This is a genomic window from Oscillospiraceae bacterium (genome assembly GCA_025758045.1).
In the GTDB taxonomy this organism is placed as follows: Bacteria; Bacillota; Clostridia; order Oscillospirales; family Ruminococcaceae; genus Gemmiger.
Window position 1 is genome coordinate 1,417,908 of the sequence record CP107208.1, and the last position, 21,361, is coordinate 1,439,268.

Sequence of the window (21,361 nt, forward strand, 5' to 3'; positions counted from 1 at the left end):
GGCAGAGCCGCTGCGCCCCTTTTTGTTTGAAAAATATATGAAATAAAGGAGCAACTATCATGGATAAGCAGAACCGCAAGGCAATCATTGCCGGCAACTGGAAAATGAATAAAACCGCTACCGAGGCCGCCGAACTGATCGACGCCCTGATCCCCGCTGTGAAGGACGCTGGCTGCGAGGTCGTTATCTGTGTGCCTTTCACCGACCTGGTCACCGCTGTTGCCAAGACCAAGGGCACCAACATCCACGTTGGCGCTGAGAATGTCCACTTCGAGAAGTCCGGCGCTTACACCGGCGAGATCAGCGCTGACATGCTGACCGACCTGGGCGTTGAGTACGTCGTTGTCGGCCACAGCGAGCGCCGCCAGTACTTTGCCGAGACCGATGAGACTGTCAACAAGCGCGCCAAGGCTGCTCTGGCTGGCGGCCTGAAGCCCATCATCTGCGTCGGCGAGAGCCTGGCCCAGCGTGAGCAGGGTGTCACCGAGGAGCTGGTCCGCATGCAGGTCAAGATCGCCCTGAACGGCGTGACCGCTGACGAGCTGAAGAACGTCGTTATCGCCTACGAGCCCATCTGGGCTATCGGCACCGGCAAGACTGCTACCGCTGACCAGGCACAGGAAGTCTGCGCCGCTATCCGCAAGGTCGTCGGCGAGCTGTACGGCGAGGATGCCGCCAAGGCCCTGACCGTCCAATACGGCGGCAGCATGAACGCCAAGAACGCTGAGGAACTGCTGGGCAAGCCCGATGTTGACGGCGGCCTGATCGGCGGTGCTTCCCTGAAGGCCGACCAATTTGCCATCATTGTTGACGCCGCCACCAAGGGCTGATACAATAGTAGAGTAAAATGCCTCCCTCTGCGAGGGAGGTGGCGCGAAGCGCCGGAGGGAGAGACTTTCAACTAAGCAACAGTTTACTTTATGTCTCTCCCCCACCGCCTACGGCGGAGCCCTTCGGGCCCGGACCCCTCTGTCGCTACGCGACATCTCCCCACACTGCGGGGAGTCACCCTCCCAGAGGGGGCCTTTTGCGCTACCTGTACAAAAGGAGTTTCAATTTATGTCTAAAAAACCTGTAATGCTTTGCATCATGGACGGTTTCGGCTGGACGCCGGATCAGACCTACGGCAACGCCGTGGCCGCCGCCAATAAGCCCAACCTGGACAAGATCTTTGCCAACTATCCCATGACTACCATCCAGGCCAGCGGCATGGCCGTCGGCCTGCCCGAGGGCCAGATGGGCAACTCGGAAGTCGGCCACACCAACATGGGCGCTGGCCGCATCGTCTACCAGCAGCTGACCCTCATCACCAAGTCCATCAAGGACGGTGAGATGCTCAAGAACCCCGTGCTGGTCAAGAACATGAAAGCTGCCATCGATGCCGGTAAGGCCATCCACCTGATGGGCCTGGTCGGCACCGGCGGTGTCCACAGCCATGCCGACCACTGGTACGGCGTGCTGGAGATGGCCAAGCACCTGGGTGCCAAGGACGTCTACCTGCACTGCATCATGGACGGCCGTGACACCGATCCCCACAGCGGCAAGGGCTTCCTGGCTGACCTGCAGGCCAAGCTGGACGAACTGGGCATCGGCAAGATCGCCTCTGTTTCCGGCCGTTACTACGCCATGGACCGTGACAATAACTGGGACCGCGAGGAGAAAGCCTACGCTGCCTTTGTTTACGGCGAGGGCAACCACGCCGCCAACGCTGCCGAGGCTATCGAGGCCAGCTATGCTGCCGATGTGACCGACGAGTTCGTCGTGCCCGTTGTCACCTGCGAGGGCGGCCGTGTGCAGGATGGCGATACCGTTATCTTCATGAACTTCCGCCCCGACCGTGCCCGTCAGATGACCCGCATCTTCTGCGATGATGCTTTCACCGGCTTTGAGCGCCGCGGCGGCCGCAAGCAGGTCAACTATGTCTGCATGGCCGAGTACGATGCCACCATGCCCAACTGTGAAGTGGCTTACCCGCCGGTCGAACTGAAGAACACCTTGGGTGAGTACCTGGCTGCCCACGGCAAGACCCAGCTGCGCATTGCCGAAACCGAGAAGTACGCCCATGTGACGTTCTTCTTCAACGGCGGTGTCGAGCAGCCCTGCGAGGGCGAGGACCGCAAGGTCATCCCCAGCCCGAAGGTTGCCACCTACGACCTGAAGCCCGAGATGAGCGCCTACGAGGTTGCCGACGAGTGCAAGGCCCGCATCGAGAGCGGCAAGTACGACGTCATCATCCTGAACTTTGCCAACTGCGACATGGTCGGCCACACCGGCGTGTTTGACGCCGCTGTCAAGGCTGTCGAGGCTGTTGACAAGTGCGTGGGCGAGGTCACCGACGCTGTGCTGAACGCTGGCGGCGTGGTCTTCCTGACCGCCGACCACGGCAACGCCGAGAAGATGAAGAACCCCGATGGTTCTCCCTTCACCGCCCACACCACCAACGTAGTGCCCTTCGCCGTCATTGGCGCTGGCGATGTGAAGCTGCGTGAGGGCGGCTGCCTGGCAGACATCGCCCCCACCATGCTGCCCTATATCGGCCTGCCCGTCCCGGCTGAGATGACCGGCAAGAGCATTATCGTCGACTAAGACGAGGGATTTTCGGCCTTTTTGGAAAAAAGGCCTGGCGAAAAACTTTTAATATTTCGCCCCATAAAGCGGGAGCCTGCGGTAAGCGGGCTCCTGCTTTTGTTTGTATGGGCTGATGTATGTGTTTTGCTGTAGGGGCCGATGCTTGCATCGGCCCCTCAACTTGCCGTGGTTTACGCTGTTTTATAGGTTGAGAAAATGCACGAAAAATGGTATAGTAGAAACTACAAAAGTATGCCTGTAAGGGGAATTTACCGTATGAAAGAAAAACTGCGCTTACTGCTGCGTAAACCGGCTGTGACCGCCTTGCTGATAGCCGAGCTGCTGGTAATAGGCTTTGCCTTGGCAGCGGCCCTGCGCCCGGCGGCTGCGTATACGTTCACGGCGGACCAGTGGGAAAACATCGCCCAGGAGTCAGAAATTGGTTATGACGAGGACGGCCGCATCGGCGTTACCGAAATGACCGACGGCGAGGACATCCTCCAAACCCCGCCCATGACCCTGCCCAAGGGGCACTATAAGGTGACGCTGGATTACCGCTACGTGCCCAGCGTATGGGAGGGGGGGGGAGCGCCGCTCCTGCGTGTATTTTGCTTCGTATGATGCGGGTACCGTTACCGGGGAAAAGCCCTGCGTCAATGTGAAAAAGCAGAAGGACACCCTGACGCTGAATGTCAGCGACTACAGTGAAACGGTCCGGTTGGTAGCTCATAATGATGGCGGTATCTTTACGCTGGGGCCTGTGCATATTGAACAGGATATGCTGTATGCGGGGGCCTGTGTGGCGGGCTGGCTGCTGCTGTTTGTGCTGCTGGATGCCTTTTTGCTGCTGACCGTACCCGGCAGCCCGGTGCGGCTGGCAGATGCTGAACTGTGTGCCTGCCTTTGGGTGCTGTGTGCAGTGGCCGTGCTGACCTGCGCCCCGGCCATGACCAACAGCGGTGCACTGCAGGGGGCGGACTGGTCGTTCCATCTTTCCCGTATTGAGGGCATTGCCCAGGGCCTACGGGAGGGGCAGTTCCCGGTCCGCGTTTACAGCATAGCGAAAGATGGGTATGGCTATGCGCCCTCGCTGTTTTATGGCGAACTGCTGCTGTACTTCCCGGCGGTACTGCGCTTATTGGGGATGAGTGTGCAGGGGGCGTATCATACCTATCTGCTGGCACTCCAGCTGCTGACGGCTGGCATTGCCTTTTTCAGCCTGCGGCAGATTTTCCGGCATAACAAGACGGCCCTGGTGGGCAGCGTCCTGTATATGCTGTCTACCTATCATCTGTATAAGATTTACTGGCTCAGCGCGGTGGGGGAGTACACAGCCATGGCGTTTCTGCCGCTGATTCCGGCTGCCCTGTATGAATTGTATGGGGAACGTCCGCTTACCCGCAAGCGGCTGCGCCGGGCCTGCGCAGAACTTGTTGCGGCCTTTGGAATGCTGCTGCAGGTGCATCTGCTGTCCCTGGAGATGGCAGTTCTGGCAACAGCCGTGTTCTGCCTGATGCGGTTCCGCCGGACGTTCAGCAAGGCAGTGTTCTTCACATGGCTGAAGGCTGCTGTGCTGACGGTGCTGTTGAATCTGTGGTTCCTGGTGCCGTTTCTGACCCTGATGCTGAGCGGCGACTACAATAATATGTATACCGGCAGTGCCGAAAATGGCGGCCAGATTGTGAAAAACAGCGGCCTGCGGATTGCAGAGCTGTTCGGCTGGCAGAAAAACCACAACAACCTTGGCCCGGAATTGTTGGCCGGTGGGTTTGTGCTGCTGTGGTGCTGGCTGACCCTGCGGGCCAAGGAGGAACCGCAGCAGCCGGAGCGGCGCAGTATCCGCCTGGGGCTTTGGGCCGCAGGGTTTGCGGCGCTGGCCTGCTGGATGAGCACGAACACTTTCCCGTGGCAGGCCGTGGGCCGCATCCCGGTGGTGGGGCGTATCCTGGTGGCAATCCAGTTCCCGGGGCGGTATCTTTCTTTGGCGACGGTGCTGCTGGTGCTGGCGACGATGTGCGGGTTGGCGGCGTTGCGGCAGGTCGGCTATGCGCGGCCGGTGGCGGTGCTCCTTGTGGGGGTATCGGTTTTCGGCGCGGCGCTTTTCTTCCGCGACCAGCAGGCCGATGCTGCCTACCTGGGTGACGGCGGACAGCTGATGTATTCCGAGTACAAAAAGTTCAACATGGGCTGGTACTTTGACGGCCTCTACCTGCCGGACGGTGCCAGCGAGACCCAGAACGGCTACGAGAGCACGGCACAGGTCACCACGGTGGAGGTTACCTCCGTAGAGCAGGAAAACGGCGTCACAACCCTGGCCTGCACGGAGACCAGCGGCCAGGACCAGCACGCGGAACTGCCGCTGCTGTATTATCCCGGCTATACGGTGACGGAAGGCCCCGGCACGGCTTTTAAGACGGTCAACGGCCTGGTAGGCGTGACGGTGCCCGCCAACTACAGCGGCACCATCCGGGTAGCCTTCCGCGAACCCAAGCGCTGGCTTGCGGCGGATGTGGTAAGCCTGGTGACGCTGGTAGGGGTGCTGCTGATAATACGCAGAAAAAAGTGCAAAGGTAAGAGAAAAGATCAGCCGGAGAAAGGATAAAAGAAATGATGAAAAGGATTTGGCCCTTTCTGCGCAAATCAAAAGCAGCCATGGTTCTGCTGGCGGTTGAGCTTGCCATTATTGGATTTACGCTTGCACAGGCTGTGCAGCCAGCAGCGAACTATGAGATCATGCCGGATCAGTGGGAAGTCATAGCAAAAAATGCAACGATCGACTATGACGAGGAGGGCCGCATTGGTGCAGTAGAACCAGCCGAGGAAGAAAGCATTCTGCGTACATCCCAGCTGAGGTTGTCGGCGGGGCACTATAAAATCGAAGCAGACTATAATTTTGTACCGACGCAAAATAAAGACGAGCAGGAATCCCATGCCGGCGTTTATTTTATGGCAGATGACGCAATGGTAGTGACGGGCGAACGTGAGCTTTTTGCAGTGGGGCGGACGCATGATGCCGTTGTACTGAATGTGCGTTATACAAACAAGACGATCCGTCTGGTGGCCTATGATGGCGGCGGCGTTTTCACGCTTGGCAAAGTGACGATACAGCAGGATAGGGTCTATGCCTGGGTGCGTGTATTGGGATGGCTGCTGGCAGCGTTTTTTCTGGATCTGCTGCTGCTGCTGTTTTTGCCGACCAGTCCGCTGGCAATCCGAAATGCGGATTTGCGTGGGTGTCTTTTCCTGTTGGGCGGTGCTGTGCTGCTGGCCAGTATGCCTGTGCTGATGCAGGGGGGTGGTATTTTTGGCGACGATATCCATTTTCACCTTTCCCGCATTGAGGGAATTGCCCAAGGGCTGAAATCCGGACAGTTCCCGGTAAGGATCTACAGTCAGGCAAAAAATGGGTATGGGTATGCACCTTCGCTGTTTTACGGGGAACTGTGCCTGTATTTCCCGGCAGTCTTGCGTACATTGGGTGTGAGCGTACAACTGTCTTACCATCTGTATGTGTTGGCTGTGCAAATGCTGACGGCAGGTATTGCGTTTTATAGTTTTCGTCAGATGTTCAGCCATAATAAAACAGCATTGCTGGGCAGCGTTTTGTATTTGCTGAACCCCTATCGGTTGCAGAATCTTTATTGGCGTGCTGCAGTGGGGGAGTACACAGCCATGGCGTTTTTGCCGCTGATCCCCGCAGCGCTCTGCTTGCTGTATGGAAAGAAGGAGCCGACGAAAAAGCAGGCGGGTGTGGCCTGCACAGAGATGGTAATTGCTTTTGGAATGCTGCTGCAAACGCATATGATCTCGCTGGAAATCATGGTGCTGGCAACGGCTGTGTTCTGCCTGTTTCATCTGCGGCGCACATTCAGCCGGTGCGTGCTGTCTGTATGGCTGAAATCAGTCGCCATAGTATTGCTGCTGAATTTGTGGTTCTTGCTGCCATTCCTGGAAATAATAGGCAGCGGCATATACGGTGGTATGTATGGCGGCACAACGATGAACGCCGGGCGTATGATCCAACGGCTCGGCTATACGATTCCCGAACTTTTCACTTGGAACACCTATAGTAAAAATATTGGAATAGAGCTTATTATTGGTTGCATGGTATTCCTTTGGGTGTGGGTTGGACATGACGAAGAAATACCACATCGTGAACAAAAAATCGGGCTTTGGTCAACAGGGATTGGGTTGGCAGCCTGCTGGGCCAGTACGAATACTTTTCCTTGGGGGCTGGTGGGAGCCCTGCCAGGAAAAATCAGTGGTATTTTGCTGGCAATTCAGTTCCCGTGGCGTTACCTGACACTTGCGGCGATTTTGCTGACGCTTGCAACGCTTTGTGCCGTTTCTCTATTACGGCCGAAAAAATTGGCTCGTCCGCTGGCGGTACTGCTGCTTTCCGCCAGCCTGCTGGGTCTGGGCATATTTTACAGAGAGTTCTTTCCTTACGAATCCAGAAGTTATAGAGGGGATTGTGGCGAACTTGTTTATGCAGACAGCATCGTTTCGAACATGTCCTGGTATTATGATAACCTTTATTTGCCCGCTGGGGCAAAAGAAAATCGTGACGGATTTGTATTTGAAACCGAGGTCACTACCGCAAAGGTGGAACGGATAGAAAAGACAGAGAACGGTGTGATGTTGCAGTACGTTTGTGACAAAGAAGCGGACGGCAAAATCGAACTGCCGCTGCTGTACTATCCGGTTTATAGTATAAAAGAAGGAGCAGGAACACTTTTTAAAACCGAAAACGGGATGCTGGGAATCCAAGTTCCGGCGGGCAGCAGTGGGACGATCCGTGTAGCCGTGCAAGAACCGCTGCATTGGCGATTGGTCGAACTTGTCAGTGTAGTTACTATTCTTGTATGGACAGAAAGTTCGCAAAAGAAAAAGCGGAAAATGGTATGTGAAAAAGCATGACGGCTTTGTTTTGCACAGAACTTGCGCTTTTACAGAAAATGGGGTATAGTAAAAGCAAAGATAAAATAGGAGCATTTCATGGAAAAACAAACAAACGGCGGCGTACTGAAAAAAGTATGGGCGCTGCTGCCGTGGCTGTGGCTGGCGGCGGGGTATGGATTGGATTTGTGGTTTCAACTGGTGCCAGGGCGGTGGATGGTGGATTCCGACATGGCATCGGAAATGATGCTGTCGAATTTTTTGAACCAGGAAGGCCGGATTATCAGCAAGATCTGGTACTACTCAACAGAACTTCGCGTAGTCAGTGTGCAGTGGGTCTACCGCTTTACACTGCTGCTTTTCCCCAATGATTGGCACATGGCCCGTACGGTGGGCATGGCGATCATGCTGGCCGCGTTTGCAGGGCTGATGCTTTTACTGGCCCGCAGTATAGGGCTGGGCCGCATAGGTGTGTGGATGGCCGGGGTGCTTATCTGGCCCTATGGCCGTATTTACCTGATTTATGCGATCTATGGCGGGCACTATCTCGTTTATACGTTCCTGTATGTGGTATCGCTTACGCTGGTGCTGTTCAGCCTGGCGGCAAGCAGAAAAAAATGCGTCTGGATGAATATTGCTGCGTGCATTGTGGCAATGCTGTCCGGTATGAACGGCGTAAAAACGCTTATGGTTTTCCAGGCACCGTTTGTGCTGGCGGCCATGGCAGTGCTGATTCTTGCACTAAATGCTAGCAAAGAAAAAACATGGCGCGGTGCTTTACGGGTGTGCAGCCAGGAGAGCTGGCTGATGGCAGGTGCTTTAGCCACAACGATGGCCAGCTTTGTTGGCTATATTATTAATAGCAAAGTCCTGGCTAAGATGTACTCCTTCAAGTCTTTCTCGGGAGTGACGTGGAATCGTTTTGGCGTAGATTGGACACTGGACCGCGTACTGATGGACTTCTTCCACGAATTTGGCTACCGTGACGGCGTAGGGGTGTTCCACTTCAGCGGTATTGCTTCGGGTATCGGATTGTTGATTGGTGCGTGGATGTTTTTCTGCATCGTGCGGGTGGCATGGCGTTACAAAAAGCTGAATGTGACGGAGCGGCTGATCATTGCGCTCATGCTTACCATGCTGGCTGTATGTGGCGTGGCTTACACATATTTTGGTGACTATAGCCAGTATTTTTGGCTGCCTTGTATGCCAGTAGCAATCGCGGTAATGATGATCGAGATCAAGACCGAAGATCTGCATCTGCCCGGCGCAAGGGCTGTGCTAACCTTGGTGCTGGCGGGGGCCATAACGCTTTGCTCGCTCAACAATGTCCGCCAGGAGAGCGAACACCCTGCATTGGCTCATGTCGGACTGGATAAGGTGGCTGACTGGCTGGTGGATAACGGCTATAAAGAGGGCTATGCAACGTTCTGGAACGGCAACTGCATGGTTGAGATGACCAGCGGCAAGCTCGACGTCTGGATGCCCGGTGACCTGAACAATGTCAACATTGAGGGTTGGCTGCAACCGGATTATCACCTGACCCGCTATCCGGAACATCCGTTTGTGCTGGTGGATACGGCGACAGACGGCCCGGCTGAAGAATGTGGCCTGATCAAAAACGGCCACGGTACAGAGGTATACAACGATGGCCGCTATGCGGTTTATGCGTTTGATTCGTCGGACGATCTGTGTGCTGCCGCTGAGATCACGAAAGCGGAGCATGAAAACTAACTGAACTGATACCTGCATGTAAAAACCTGTCTGTCAGAACTCAATAAAAAGGAGAAACTTATGCGTTACTGCAAAAAATGTACGATGCCGGATACACGGCCCGGTATTACCTTTGATGCCGAGGGTGTGTGCAGCGCCTGCCGCCATTACGAGAACCGCAAAAATGTGGATTGGGATGCCCGCTTCAAGGAGTTTGAGGCATACTGCAACAAGTACCGCGGCATGAACGGCCCCGGCGGTTACGACTGCGCCGTTGCCGTTTCCGGCGGCAAGGACAGCCACTTTCAGGTCTGGATGCTGAAAGAGGTCATGCACATGAACCCCATCCTGTTCAGCGTGGAGGATAACTTCCCCATGACCCAGGCCGGTATCCACAACCTGAAAAACATCAGCGAGGAATTCGGCTGCACCATCATCTCCTGCAAGCCCAACATCAAGGTGCAGAAGGTCCTGATGCGCAAATTCTTTGAAAAGTACGGCAAGCCGACCTGGTACGTCGACCGCCTGATCTACACCTTCCCGCTGCACATGGCGGCCAAGTTCAACACTCCTATGCTCTGCTATGGCGAGAACGTCAGCTTTGAGTACGGCGGCAACGCCGACAAGGAGACCTACTCCGCCATGGACCAGATCGAGAACGGCGTGGCCGTGGGCATGCCCATGGAAGAACTGCTGGGCGACGGCGTGACCGAGAAGGACCTCTCCCTGACGCTGGCTCCCAGCGCCGAAGAGCGCGCCAAGCTCGACCCGTTCTATATGAGCTACTTTGTGCCTTGGAACAGCTACAAAAACTACCAGATCGCCAAGGCCCACGGCTTCCACGACCTGACCCACGAATGGGACCGCACCCACCATGCCGAAAACTTCGACCAGATCGACTCCCGCGCCTACTTGGTGCACAGCTGGCTGAAGTACCCCAAGTTCGGCCACGCCGCCGCTACCGACTACACCGCCCGCTACATCCGCTACGGCATGATGACCCGCGAGGAGGCTATCCCCATCATCAAGGCCCGCGACGGCAAGCTGGACCCGCTGTGCGTGCGTGACTTCTGCGATTTCTGCGGATACACCGAGAGTGAGTTCTGGGCCATCCTGGACAAGTTCTACAACCGCGACCTGTTCAAGAAGAACGAGTACGGCGAGTGGCAGCTCAAGCACCCGATTTGGGAGGAGAACAAATAATGGTACGTCACGTTATTTTGTGGAAGCTGAAAGACATGCCCGAGGCCGAAAAGACCGCTGTTAAGGCGGGCATCAAGGCCGGGCTGGAAGGGCTGGCCGGGCAGATCCCGGGGCTGCTGGAAGTGCACGTTTACACCGATGCGCTGCCCAGCTCTGCCAATGCGGACCTGATGCTGGACACCACCTTTACCGATGAGGCGGCCCTGAAAGGCTATGCCGTCCACCCGGCCCATGTGGCTGTAGCCGATGGCAAAGTGCGTCCTTACACCGCGGTGCGCACCTGTCTGGATTTTACTGTGTAAGAGATAAAATTTGACCGTAGGGGCGGATTCCATATCCGCCCGTGGAGTAGGCAAAGCTCTGCGGGCGTATATAGAATACGCCCCTGCGGTGTAACGGAGGCAAATTATGCAAACAAAAACCATCCTGATCCGCGGCGGTCTGGTGCAGGACGCGGTACACCGCGAACCCCGCAAGGTCGATCTGCTGCTGGCGGGCGGCAAAATTGCCGCCATTGGCGAAAATCTGGACGCCACCGCTGACGCCGAGGTGTTCGACGCGGCGGGTCTGCAGGTATTTCCCGGGTTTGTGGACGCCCACACCCACATCGGCCTGGACGGCTACGGCATCGGGTACGAGGGCTGCGACTACAACGAGATGAACGACATCTGGACGCCGCAGCTGCGCGCCATCGACGGCATCAACCCCCGCGACCCCAGCCTGGCCCACGCCCGTAAAGCCGGTGTGACCTGCGTGTGCACCGGCCCGGGCAGCGCCAACGTGCTGGGCGGCACCTTTTTGGCCATGAAAACCATCGGCGACCGTGTGGACAACATGATCGTGAAGGACCCCGTGGCCATGAAGTGCGCCTTTGGCGAGAACCCCAAGCGCTGCTACCGCGACAAGTGCGACTCCACCCGCATGTCCACGGCGGCGTTCCTGCGCGGGGCGCTGAACCAGGCCAGGGACTACGGCGCCCGCAAGCAGGCGGCCAACGGCGACGTGACCAAGATGCCTGCCTACAACCAAAAGCTGGAAGCTCTGCTGCCGGTGCTGGACGGCACCATCCCCCTGAAAGCCCACGCCCACCAGGCCAACGACATCTTCACCGCGCTGCGCATCGCCCACGAGTTCGGCCTGCGACTGACGCTGGAGCATGTCACCGAGGGCCACTTAATCGTGGACGAACTGGCGAAAGAGGCTAACGTGCCGATGGCCGTCGGCCCCAGCCTGACCTTTGCCAGCAAGTTTGAACTGCAGAATAAATCCTGGGCGACCCCCGGCGTGCTGGCCAAGGCAGGCTGCCATGTCTCCATCATTACCGACAACTCGGTCATCCCCCAGCAGTATCTGCCGCTGTGTGCCGGTATGGCTGTCAAAGCGGGCATGGACCCGTTCGATGCACTGCGTGCCATCACGCTGAACGCTGCTGAGCACATCGGTGTGGCCGACCGTGTTGGCTCGCTGGAAGTGGGCAAAGATGCGGATGTGGTCATCACCGACGGAAGCCCCTTTGAGGTCATGACCGAGGTGCGGGCTGTGTTTATTGATGGAGAAATGATCCGCGCGTAAATTGTGCCTGAATCTGCGCCGTGCCTCCAAAAGAAAACACTGACAGAATAAACAGCCCTCTTGCATAACCGCCGCACCTGTGCTATAATGTCCACAAACGGCAAAGGTGCCGTCTGATAGCATTGCTATCGGACGGCACCTTTTTCTTTTATCTTGCCGATGGGAGTGTAGAAATATGGAAAAGATGCCTCGCTATGTGGAAATCGATTACAGCAAGTACGCACCGGACCTGCCGGTGGAACAGCGGGAGGCCTACTACGGCCTGCCCAAGCACGTGCAGTTTTGCAAAGAGTGCGTGATGAGCAACCAGAAGCCCAACTCCTGCTATGAGTTTGAGCATACCATCAAGTCCATCAAGAAAACGATGGTCATCCAGGACGACGGCGTCTGCGATGCCTGCCATGCCTGCCATAACAAGGCCAACGGCCAGATCGACTGGGCTCTGCGTGAGAAGGAACTGCGTGAACTGTGCGACCAGTACCGCAAAAACGACGGCAGCTACGACTGCCTGGTGCCCGGTTCCGGCGGCAAGGACAGCTTTTACGCCGCCCATCTGCTGAAATACAAGTACGGCATGCACCCGCTGACCGTCACCTGGGCGCCGCATATTTATACCCCCTGGGGCTGGGACAACATGCAGGCCTGGATTCATGCCGGGTTTGACAACTACCTGTGCACCCCCAACGGCATGACCCACCGCCTGCTGACCCGACTTGCTACCGAGAACCTGTTCCATCCGTTCCAGCCGTTTATTCTGGGGCAGAAGCAGCTGGCCCCCAAGATGGCCGCCAAGTTCGGCATCCCGCTGGTGTTCTACGGTGAGAACGAGGCCGAGTTCGGCAACCCCATTGCCGACAACAACTCCGCTTTGCGTGACGAGCATTTCTTCGCCGTCAACGACTACGACCACATCTACCTGGGCGGCGTCAGCCTGCGCCAGCTGGAGGAGGACTACAAGGTGGACAAGGCGGATCTGGCGATCTACCTGCCCAGCGAGACCTCCAACCTGGAGAAGAACCATATCCAGGTGCGGTATTTGGGCTATTATGAGAAGTGGCATCCCCAGGGTGCCTACTACTACAGCGTTGAGCACGGCGGCTTCCGCCCCGCGCCGGAGCGTACCCAGGGCACCTACTCCAAGTACAATTCCATCGATGATAAAATCGATGACTTCTTCTATTACACCACCTACATCAAGTACGGCATCGGCCGCACCACCTACGATGCCGCCCAGGAAATCCGCAACGAGGAAATCACCCTGGACGAAGGCAAGGCACTGTGCAAGAAGTTTGACGGCGAATATCCCGACCGCTTTGAGAAAGAAATTTTCCAATATCTGTCGCTCGACCGCCAGCATTTCCCCTGGGCCAGCCAGCTGTTTGAGCAGCCCCGCATGGACCGCGAATACTTTATGCACCTGGCCGACCGTTTCCGCTCGCCGCATCTGTGGAAGTGGGAGGACAACATGTGGAAGCTGCGCTACACCCCCTACGAGGGCGACAGCGAGGTACTGTGGGGCGACCCGCGCGGCACCCACCACGAAGTATAAGGAGCGGCTGTTATGGGAAAGAAAATACGCCTGATTGCCCGGCTGGATGTCAAAGACACCAACCTGGTCAAGGGCATCCAGCTGGAGGGACTGCGCAAGCTGGGTGACCCCAACCGGTTTGCCAAAGAATATTACGAGCAGGGCATCGATGAACTGCTCTACATCGACATCGTGGCCAGCCTTTACAACCGCAATAATTTGAGCGACATCGTGCGCAAAACCGTGGACGATGTCTATATCCCGGTCTGCGTGGGCGGCGGCCTGCGCAGTGTGGAGGATGTGCGCCACATCCTTGCTATGGGCGCGGACAAGGTGGCCATCAACACGGCGGCCATCAAACGGCCCGAATTGATTACCGAGGTGGCCGAGGCGTTTGGCAGCCAGTGCATGGTGCTGTCCATCCAGGCCAAGCGCAGCCGCACCTGGCCCGGCAAGTGGGAAGCCTACTACGACAACGGCCGGGCACATTCCGGCTACGATGTGGTGGAGTGGGCCAAACGCGGCGAAGCGCTGGGCGCAGGCGAAATCCTGCTGATGAGCGTGGACAACGAGGGCTTGCAGCGCGGCATGGATTTGGAGCTGATCGAGGCCGTGACCAAGGCGGTCAGCATTCCGGTCATCTGCGGCGGCGGCGTAGGCTGCGGCGAGGACATCGTGGACGGTGCCAACGCCGGGGCGGACGCCGTGGCCTGTGCGGCGGTGCTGCACTACAAAAAAGAGACGGTGGCGGAACTGAAAGAGGACATCCGCGCCGGGGGAGTGGAGGTGCGCCGCGTATGAAAAAGGTGACGATCATCGACTATGGCCTGTCGAACCTGTTGAGCGTGCAGCACGCCTTTGCCCATTTTGGCGCCGAAACCCTGGTGACCGGCAAGGCCGAGGATGTGCTGGCCGCCGATGCGTTGGTATTGCCCGGCGTGGGTGCGTTCAAGGACGGCATGGCCGGGCTGGAAAAGCTGGGCCTGATTGAGCCGATCCGCCAGAAAGCCGCCGCAGGCACGCCGCTGCTGGGCATCTGCCTGGGCATGCAGATGCTGTTTGACGAATCCGAGGAGTTCGGCCTGCACAAGGGCCTGGGGTTGATTCCCGGCCGCGTGGTGCGGATTCCTTCCACCGATGTGCAGGGCCGCCCGCAGAAGGTACCGCATATCAGCTGGGACCCGCTGAACCCGGCGGGCGGACGCACCGATTTTGCCGGCACCGTGCTGGCCGGGGTAACGCCCGGCGAGGAGTGCTATTTCATCCACAGCTACGAGGCGAAGCCCGCCGATGAGGCCGACCGTTTGGCCGACACCGTGTACGGCGGGCGTGCAGTTTGCGCCGCCGCAGCGCATGGCAGCGTTGTGGGCTGCCAGTTCCACCCGGAAAAATCCGGCAAGGTGGGGCTGAAGATCATTGAGGAATATATGAAGCGCGCGGAAAAGTAAGAGAAAAGTATATAGAGGTACAGTGCGGGGAGAGGCTTCGGTCTCTCCCTTTTGCTTTGGTTGCTTTTTTGCCCCTGATACGGTATAATATATTCTGTATCAATATGTAAAAGGGGAATTGCGCATGTACAGGGATCTGCTGGTGGGGTCTACGGGCTTTGTGGGGGGCAACCTGCGGGCAAAACATACGTTTGCCGCGGTGTGCCATAGCAGCGATATTGCCGCCCAGTACGGCACACAGCCGGACCTTTGCGTCTATGCGGGCGTGCCGGCGGCCATGTTTTTGGCCAACGCTGACCCGGAAGCGGACATGGAAGTTATGCGCACTGCCCGGGAAAACCTGCGCAAAATTGCACCAAAATCCCTGGTGCTTATTTCCAGCATTGCCGTGTTTGCCGACAGCCGCGGCCGCTGTGAGGACGATGCCCCCGATACCGACGGCCTGCCTGCCTATGGCCGCAATCGCCTGCAGCTGGAACAGTGGGTGCGGGAGGATTTTAACGATGCCCTCATCGTGCGCCTGCCCGCGTTGTATGGTGCAGGGTTGAAGAAAAACTTCCTGTTTGATCTGCACACCATCACCCCGGCTATGCTCAAACCGGAAAAATACAACGAACTGGCGGCTAAATCCTTGCTGGTAAAAACCGGCTATACCCTGGCCGACAACGGCTTTTACAAGCTGAACGGCACCGCCGATAAAACAGCATTAAAAGAATTTTTCGCGGGCAATGATTTCAACGCCCTGGCGTTCACCGATTCCCGCAGCCGCTACCAGTTCTACAACCTGGGCCGCCTGTGGCAGGACATCGAGACCGCCCGCGCCGCCGGGCTGACGATGCTGCACCTTTGCACACCGCCCATCTCGGCCGCCGAGGTCTACACCGCCGTAACCGGCAAAGCCGATTGGACCAATGAACTGCCCAAGTCCCCGTTTGACTACGACCTGCGCAGCCGTTATGCCGCCGTTTTGGGCGGCAGCGGGGACTACCTGTGTACCAAAGAAGAAGAACTTGACGATGTTACGAATTTCCTGCGTGAGTGGAGGGATTGAGGATGGCAAACTATCAGCTGGCGATCTCCAACATTGCCTGGCATAAAGAGGACGACGAGGCGGTCTACACCGCCATGCAGCAGGCCGGTTTTACCGGACTGGAAATCGCGCCGACCCGCATCTTCCCGGAGATGCCCTACGAAAACCTGACCAGCGCGCTGCTGTTTGGCGGGTATCTCAAAAACCAGTGGGGCTTCTCGGTGCCCAGCATGCAAAGCATCTGGTACGGCCAGACCGGCAACATTTTTAACCCGGCGGACGCCGAGCACTTGCTGGATTATACCGCCGAGGCATTTCAGTTTGCCCACAGCCTGAACTGCCCGTCGCTGGTGTTCGGCTGTCCCAAAAACCGCATGCGCGCCCTGGGTGACAGCGATGCCGCCGCCGAAGCCTTCTTTATGCAGGCAGGCAACCTGGCCGCGCGGTACGGCGTGCGCCTGGCCATCGAGGCGAATCCCCCGATGTATACCAACTACTTAAACGGCACCGCCGAGGCGTTCAGCCTTGTCAAGCGGCTGGATAACCCCGGCCTGGCCGTCAACCTGGACCTGTCCACCATGCTGGCCCAGGGTGAAAAGCTGCAGAATTTTGTGGATGACCTAAAGTACGTCAGCCATGTGCATATCAGCGAACCGGGCCTGGCCCCCATCCAGAAGCGCCCCGAGCATAAAGAGCTGGCCCTGCTGCTGGGCGCAGTGGGCTACCGGGGCTTTGTTTCGGTGGAGATGGCCCGCACCGACCTGGATACCGTAAAGCGGACGCTGGACTATGTGGCGGAGGTGTTCCAATGATCGAATATGAACGCAAGGCGTTGCAGGGCGTGCCTGATTACCGCGCCGCCGAGCTGCTGCCTAAGCGCAGTGAATACTGCCTGCTGATCCCCGTTATCAACGAGGGGGCGCGCATTTTGACCGAGCTGGGCCGCGCCCAGACCGCCGGGGTGGACACCCTGTGCGACATTGTCATCTGCGACGGCGGCTCCACCGACGGCAGCATGAAGCTGGACACCCTGCAGCTGTACGGCGTCAACACGCTGCTGACCAAGACCGGCCCCGGCAAGCAGGGGGCACAGCTGCGCATGGGCATCTACTTTGCCCTGAACCGCGGCTACAAGGGCGTGCTGACCATCGATGGCAATAACAAGGATTCCATCGAGGACGTGCATAAATTCATCGAGAAATTGCAGGCGGGCTATGACTTTGTGCAGGGCAGCCGCTTCATCCGCGGCGGCCACGCCGTCAACACCCCGCCGGTGCGGTACGCCGCCGTGCGGCTGGTGCATGCGCCGCTCATCAGCCTGGGGGCGCACCGGTGGTTCACCGATACCACCAACGCCTACCGCGCCTACAGCCGCGAGTACCTGACCCACCCCGACGTGCGCCCCCTGCGGGACGCGTTTATGGGGTACGAGCTGCTGGCGTATCTGAGCATCCGCGCCACGCAGTTGGGCATGAAGGCCTGCGAGGTCCCCGTGACCCGCGCCTACCCCGCCACCGGCAAGACCCCCACCAAGATCAACGGCTTTAAAGGCAACAGCGACCTGATGCAGGTACTGCTGAAAGCCCTGGCAGGAAAATATAACCCGTGAAATAAAAACGGCAGAACGAAGGAAAACGCCATGACCTACGATAAAATCATCCTTGGTGCGGGCCTGTATGGGCTGTATGCGGCGCAAAAGTGCGGTGCGGCAGGGCAGCGGGTGCTGGTGCTGGAGCGTGACCCTGCGCCCTTTATGCGGGCAACCTACATCAACCAGGCGCGGGTGCATATGGGCTACCACTACCCCCGCAGCTATTCCACGGCCATCAAATCTGCCCATTATTTTGAGCGGTTCTGCCGGGATTATGGCTTTTGCCTGCATACCGAGTTTGACCAGGTCTACGCCACCAGCGCCCATTTTTCCTGGACGAATGCGGCCGAGTTCCGACAGTTCTGCCGTGCGGCGGGCATCCGCTGCGACGATGTGCCGCCGGAGCGGTACTTTAACCACGGCCTGTGTGACGGCGCGTTTTTGACCACCGAATACACCTACGACGCCCAAGTGCTCAAACGCTGGTTTTTGGAGCAGCTGGCCCGGCTGCCCAACGTGGAAGTGGCTTATAGCCACAAGCCCGACCGCATCGAGAAGGCGGGTAATGTTTGGCGCGTGACGGCGGGGAACATTACCGCCGAAGCGCCCTACCTGCTCAACGCCACCTACGCGGGCGTGAACGATGTGCACGCCATGCTGGGCCTGCCGCCTTTCGGCATTAAGTACGAAAAGTGCGAGATCATTTTGTGCACTGTGGACGAAAGCCTGAAGAACACCGGCATCACCGTGATGGACGGGCCGTTCTTCAGCCTGATGCCCTTTGGCCAGACCGGTCTGCACAGCCTGACCAGCGTGACCTTTACCCCCCACGAGACCAGCTACGACAGCGTGGCGACCTTCCCCTGCCAGCAGGCGTGCGGCGGGGTGTGCAAGCCGGGCGACCTGTACAACTGCAATGAGTGCCCGGCCAAGCCCGCCAGTGCCTGGCCCTACATGAGCCAGCTGGCCCGCAAATATTTAAAAGAGGAATATGGCTTTGCCTACCACAGCAGCCTTTTCAGCATGAAACCGATCTTAAAGGCCAGCGAGGTGGACGACTCCCGCCCCACGGTGGTGCGTGTGATGTGTGACGAGCCGAAGCTGGTCAGCGTGCTGTCCGGCAAGATCAACACAGTCTATGATTTGGACGAGGTGCTGGAACTGTGAGTAGTATCAACAATAAGGAAAAAAACTTTATCTCCGCCGTGGTCTACCTCCATAACGACGGGGCCCGCGCGGTGGAGTTCTGCCACGCGGTGGCGGCGGAGCTGGACAGCCACTTCGCCCAGTATGAACTGGTAGTGGTGGATGACGCCTGCACCGATGACACCGTGGAGCGCCTGCGCGCCTGGGGCAAAGACCAGGCCGCCCCGCTGACGATTTTGCATATGAGCCTGTATCACGGCCTGGAAAACGCCATGAACGCGGGCCTGGATGCCAGCATCGGCGACTATGTGTACGAGTTTGACTCCACCGAGCTGTGCTACCCGGCGGCCATGATCTTTGACGCGTACCGCACGGCGCTGCAGGGCAGCGACATCGTTTCGGTCTGCCCTAAGGCGACCCGCAGCGGGCTGTTTTACCGCATTTTCAACGCGAATTCCCACAGCAATTACCAGCTGCGCACCGATGCGTTCCGGCTGGTCACCCGGCGGGCCATCAACCGTGTGCATGCCAGCAGCGCCCACCTGCCCTACCGCAAGGCGGCCTATGCGGCCTGCGGCTTAAAAATGACCGACCTGGAATTTGACGGCAGGGTGGGGGCCGGTGCGCCCCACCGCTTCAACCTGGCCATCGACAGCCTGGCACTGTACACCGATGCCGGGTTCAAGGCCAGCGTGGGCATTACCCTGTTTATGCTGGCACTGGCATTGGCGGAACTGGTGTATACGCTGGTCATCTTCGCCACAGGCCACCCGGTGGCGGGCTGGACTACCACCATGTTTGTGATCACCGTGGGCTTTGCCGGGCTGTTTGCCGTGCTGGCCATCGTGGTCAAGTACCTCTCGCTGCTGTTGGAATTGACGTTCAAACAGCAAAAATACCTCGTGGAAAGCATCGAAAAGCTGCAAAAGTAAATGGGAGCATCTATGCAGGCATTGCAGAAAAAACAGAAAACCTGGGCCTTGCTGTTGCTGGGGGCCTTGTTGGGACTGGCGGCGTTTTTGTGTTTGTACGGCACCGCGCCGCTGGACCCCGCCAACGATGCCTGGATCTGGTACGGCTACGACGAGACCGACATCCACCAGCATTACGCCGGGTGGCTGGGGTTCCGCAACAGCAGCTGGCAGTTCCCGCTGGCCCAGGCCGATGCCCTGGCCTACCCGGCGGGGACGGGGGTAAACATCTCCTTTACCGATTCGCTGCCCTGGGTGTCGGTGCTGTTTAAGCTGCTGGCCCCGGTGCTGCCAGCGCAGTTCCAGTGGTTCGGGCTGTATGAGCTGGCCGCCTTTATTTTGCAGGGCATGGCCGCGGCGCTGGTGCTGGGGCTGTTCCTGTACGATTTGCTGCCGCTTGCGGCGGGCACGGCGCTGTTTGCGTTTTCGCCCATCATGATCGAGCGGGCGTTCCGCCATGTGGCGCTTTCCTCCCATTACATTGTGCTGTTTGCGCTGTATGCCTACCTGCGCGGCCGGCGGGAGCAACGCTGCTTTATGCCGGTGTTCTGGCTGCTGGCGGCACTGGGCGTGGGCATTACACCCTACTTTTTGCCGATGGCGGCTATCTTTGCGTTGCTGTTGGCGGTGGAAAACGCCCTGCACACCCGCAAACTGCTGGCCCCCTGCGGGCTGTTTTTGGGCACCTGCGTGGCCGGGTATGCGGCGGGCGTGGTGCTGGGTTCGCTGAACAACGGCTACTCCGCCAGCCGGGAAAATTACGGCGTGTTCTCCTTCAATTTAAATGCGCTGTTCAATCCCAGCTCCAAGGGCGGGTACACCTGGTCCCGGATTCTGCCCGCCCGGCCGCAGCTGTACGGGCAGTATGACGGCTTCAATTATCTGGGCTTTGGCATGCTGGCGTTACTGGGCGTGCTGTGCGCGGCGGCAGTGGTGTTGGCTGTGCGCAGCAAGGCAGGCCGTGCCGCGCTGGCGGGGCTGCTGCGCCGCAATCTTGTACTTATTTTGGGCATGGCGTTTATGACGCTGTTCGCCATTACCAATGTCGTCTGCTTTGACGATGTGGAACTGCTGAATATCCCCCTGCCGGAGGGGCTGGTGAAACTCTGCGGCATCTTCCGCGCCAGCGGGCGGATGTTCTACCCTGTGTACTACGTGCTGATGACCGCCTGCATCGTGGGGCTGGCGCGGCTGCTGCGCCGCGTGGGCAAGGCTGCGCTGTATCCGGCGGTGCTGGTGCTGGTGGCGGCTGTGCAGCTGTTTGACCTGAGTGCTATGATCGCTGAAAAGCACACTGCTATGGCAGAAACCGCCGCCAAACCGCAGCCCTACCCGCAAGAGCTGGTGGACTGCCGCGATAACTACGGCACGCTGATGCTGGCGGATGACATCATCCACGCCCGCAACGTCATCTGCGCGGCATGGCACCCCGGCATGGTCACCAACGGGTACGATGTGAACACCTACACCGGCGCGTGGAATGTGACCATCGACTGGACGGCCCAAACCAGCGCCGCCGTGGACAGCGGCACGCTGGACCCGGACACCCTGTATGTGACCGGCGACGCCGACCGCTTTACCAGCTGGCAGGCACAGTACGGCGACAAGGCCGACTATATCACCTGGGATATTGCCGCCGCCGGCATCTACGACCGGCGGGACGAATACTACTTTATGGCACCAAAACAATAACGA

The 21,361-nt window shown here is 58.3% G+C and carries 18 protein-coding genes; all 18 read left to right on the top strand.

What is annotated here, in order from left to right:
* Positions 1–59: 59 nt before the first annotated feature.
* Positions 60–830, top strand: a complete 771-nt coding sequence (tpiA, locus tag OGM81_06750; GenBank protein ID UYJ44804.1) for a triose-phosphate isomerase — start codon at positions 60–62, stop codon at positions 828–830.
* Between the two features lie 229 nt (positions 831–1,059).
* A complete protein-coding gene (gene gpmI / locus OGM81_06755; protein ID UYJ44805.1) occupies positions 1,060–2,586 on the top strand; it encodes a 2,3-bisphosphoglycerate-independent phosphoglycerate mutase in 1,527 nt (508 codons plus the stop codon).
* A gap of 258 nt (positions 2,587–2,844) precedes the next feature.
* Entirely contained in the window at positions 2,845–3,189 is a 345-nt protein-coding gene (locus OGM81_06760; GenBank protein UYJ44806.1) for a hypothetical protein, read from the top strand.
* Positions 3,170–5,170, top strand: a complete 2,001-nt coding sequence (locus tag OGM81_06765; GenBank protein UYJ44807.1) for a hypothetical protein — start codon at positions 3,170–3,172, stop codon at positions 5,168–5,170. The genes OGM81_06760 and OGM81_06765 overlap by 20 nt, the downstream gene beginning before the upstream one ends.
* Before the next feature lie 5 nt (positions 5,171–5,175).
* A complete protein-coding gene (locus tag OGM81_06770) occupies positions 5,176–7,488 on the top strand; it encodes a hypothetical protein (protein ID UYJ44808.1) in 2,313 nt (770 codons plus the stop codon).
* 78 nt (positions 7,489–7,566) lie between these two features.
* Positions 7,567–9,198 (top strand): hypothetical protein, encoded by a 1,632-nt coding sequence (locus OGM81_06775; GenBank protein UYJ44809.1) that lies wholly within the window; start codon positions 7,567–7,569, stop codon positions 9,196–9,198.
* 60 nt (positions 9,199–9,258) lie between these two features.
* Complete coding sequence (locus OGM81_06780) at positions 9,259–10,380, top strand: N-acetyl sugar amidotransferase (protein UYJ44810.1); 1,122 nt, start codon at positions 9,259–9,261, stop codon at positions 10,378–10,380.
* Positions 10,380–10,682 carry a Dabb family protein gene (locus tag OGM81_06785; protein UYJ44811.1) on the top strand — a complete coding sequence of 101 codons (303 nt, stop codon included), beginning with the start codon at positions 10,380–10,382 and terminating at the stop codon, positions 10,680–10,682. The genes OGM81_06780 and OGM81_06785 overlap by 1 nt, the downstream gene beginning before the upstream one ends.
* Positions 10,683–10,788: 106 nt before the next feature.
* The gene (locus tag OGM81_06790) at positions 10,789–11,952 is read left to right on the top strand and encodes an amidohydrolase (protein UYJ44812.1); all 1,164 of its coding nucleotides are present in this window, start codon (positions 10,789–10,791) and stop codon (positions 11,950–11,952) included.
* A gap of 175 nt (positions 11,953–12,127) precedes the next feature.
* Complete coding sequence (locus OGM81_06795) at positions 12,128–13,501, top strand: N-acetyl sugar amidotransferase (protein ID UYJ44813.1); 1,374 nt, start codon at positions 12,128–12,130, stop codon at positions 13,499–13,501.
* Between the two features lie 12 nt (positions 13,502–13,513).
* Positions 13,514–14,281 carry an imidazole glycerol phosphate synthase cyclase subunit gene (locus OGM81_06800; GenBank protein UYJ44814.1) on the top strand — a complete coding sequence of 256 codons (768 nt, stop codon included), beginning with the start codon at positions 13,514–13,516 and terminating at the stop codon, positions 14,279–14,281.
* Positions 14,278–14,928 carry an imidazole glycerol phosphate synthase subunit HisH gene (gene hisH, locus OGM81_06805; GenBank protein UYJ44815.1) on the top strand — a complete coding sequence of 217 codons (651 nt, stop codon included), beginning with the start codon at positions 14,278–14,280 and terminating at the stop codon, positions 14,926–14,928. Before OGM81_06800 ends, hisH begins: the two co-directional genes overlap by 4 nt.
* Positions 14,929–15,052: 124 nt before the next feature.
* On the top strand, positions 15,053–15,979 hold the full coding sequence (locus OGM81_06810) for an NAD(P)-dependent oxidoreductase (protein UYJ44816.1): 927 nt from the start codon (positions 15,053–15,055) through the stop codon (positions 15,977–15,979).
* A gap of 2 nt (positions 15,980–15,981) precedes the next feature.
* Positions 15,982–16,770 carry a sugar phosphate isomerase/epimerase gene (locus OGM81_06815; GenBank protein ID UYJ44817.1) on the top strand — a complete coding sequence of 263 codons (789 nt, stop codon included), beginning with the start codon at positions 15,982–15,984 and terminating at the stop codon, positions 16,768–16,770.
* Positions 16,767–17,567, top strand: a complete 801-nt coding sequence (locus OGM81_06820; protein UYJ44818.1) for a glycosyltransferase family 2 protein — start codon at positions 16,767–16,769, stop codon at positions 17,565–17,567. The genes OGM81_06815 and OGM81_06820 overlap by 4 nt, the downstream gene beginning before the upstream one ends.
* Before the next feature lie 30 nt (positions 17,568–17,597).
* The gene (locus OGM81_06825; GenBank protein UYJ44819.1) at positions 17,598–18,716 is read left to right on the top strand and encodes an FAD-binding oxidoreductase; all 1,119 of its coding nucleotides are present in this window, start codon (positions 17,598–17,600) and stop codon (positions 18,714–18,716) included.
* Positions 18,713–19,627, top strand: a complete 915-nt coding sequence (locus tag OGM81_06830; protein ID UYJ44820.1) for a glycosyltransferase — start codon at positions 18,713–18,715, stop codon at positions 19,625–19,627. Before OGM81_06825 ends, OGM81_06830 begins: the two co-directional genes overlap by 4 nt.
* Before the next feature lie 12 nt (positions 19,628–19,639).
* Positions 19,640–21,358 carry a DUF6311 domain-containing protein gene (locus OGM81_06835; protein UYJ44821.1) on the top strand — a complete coding sequence of 573 codons (1,719 nt, stop codon included), beginning with the start codon at positions 19,640–19,642 and terminating at the stop codon, positions 21,356–21,358.
* Positions 21,359–21,361: the final 3 nt, after the last annotated feature.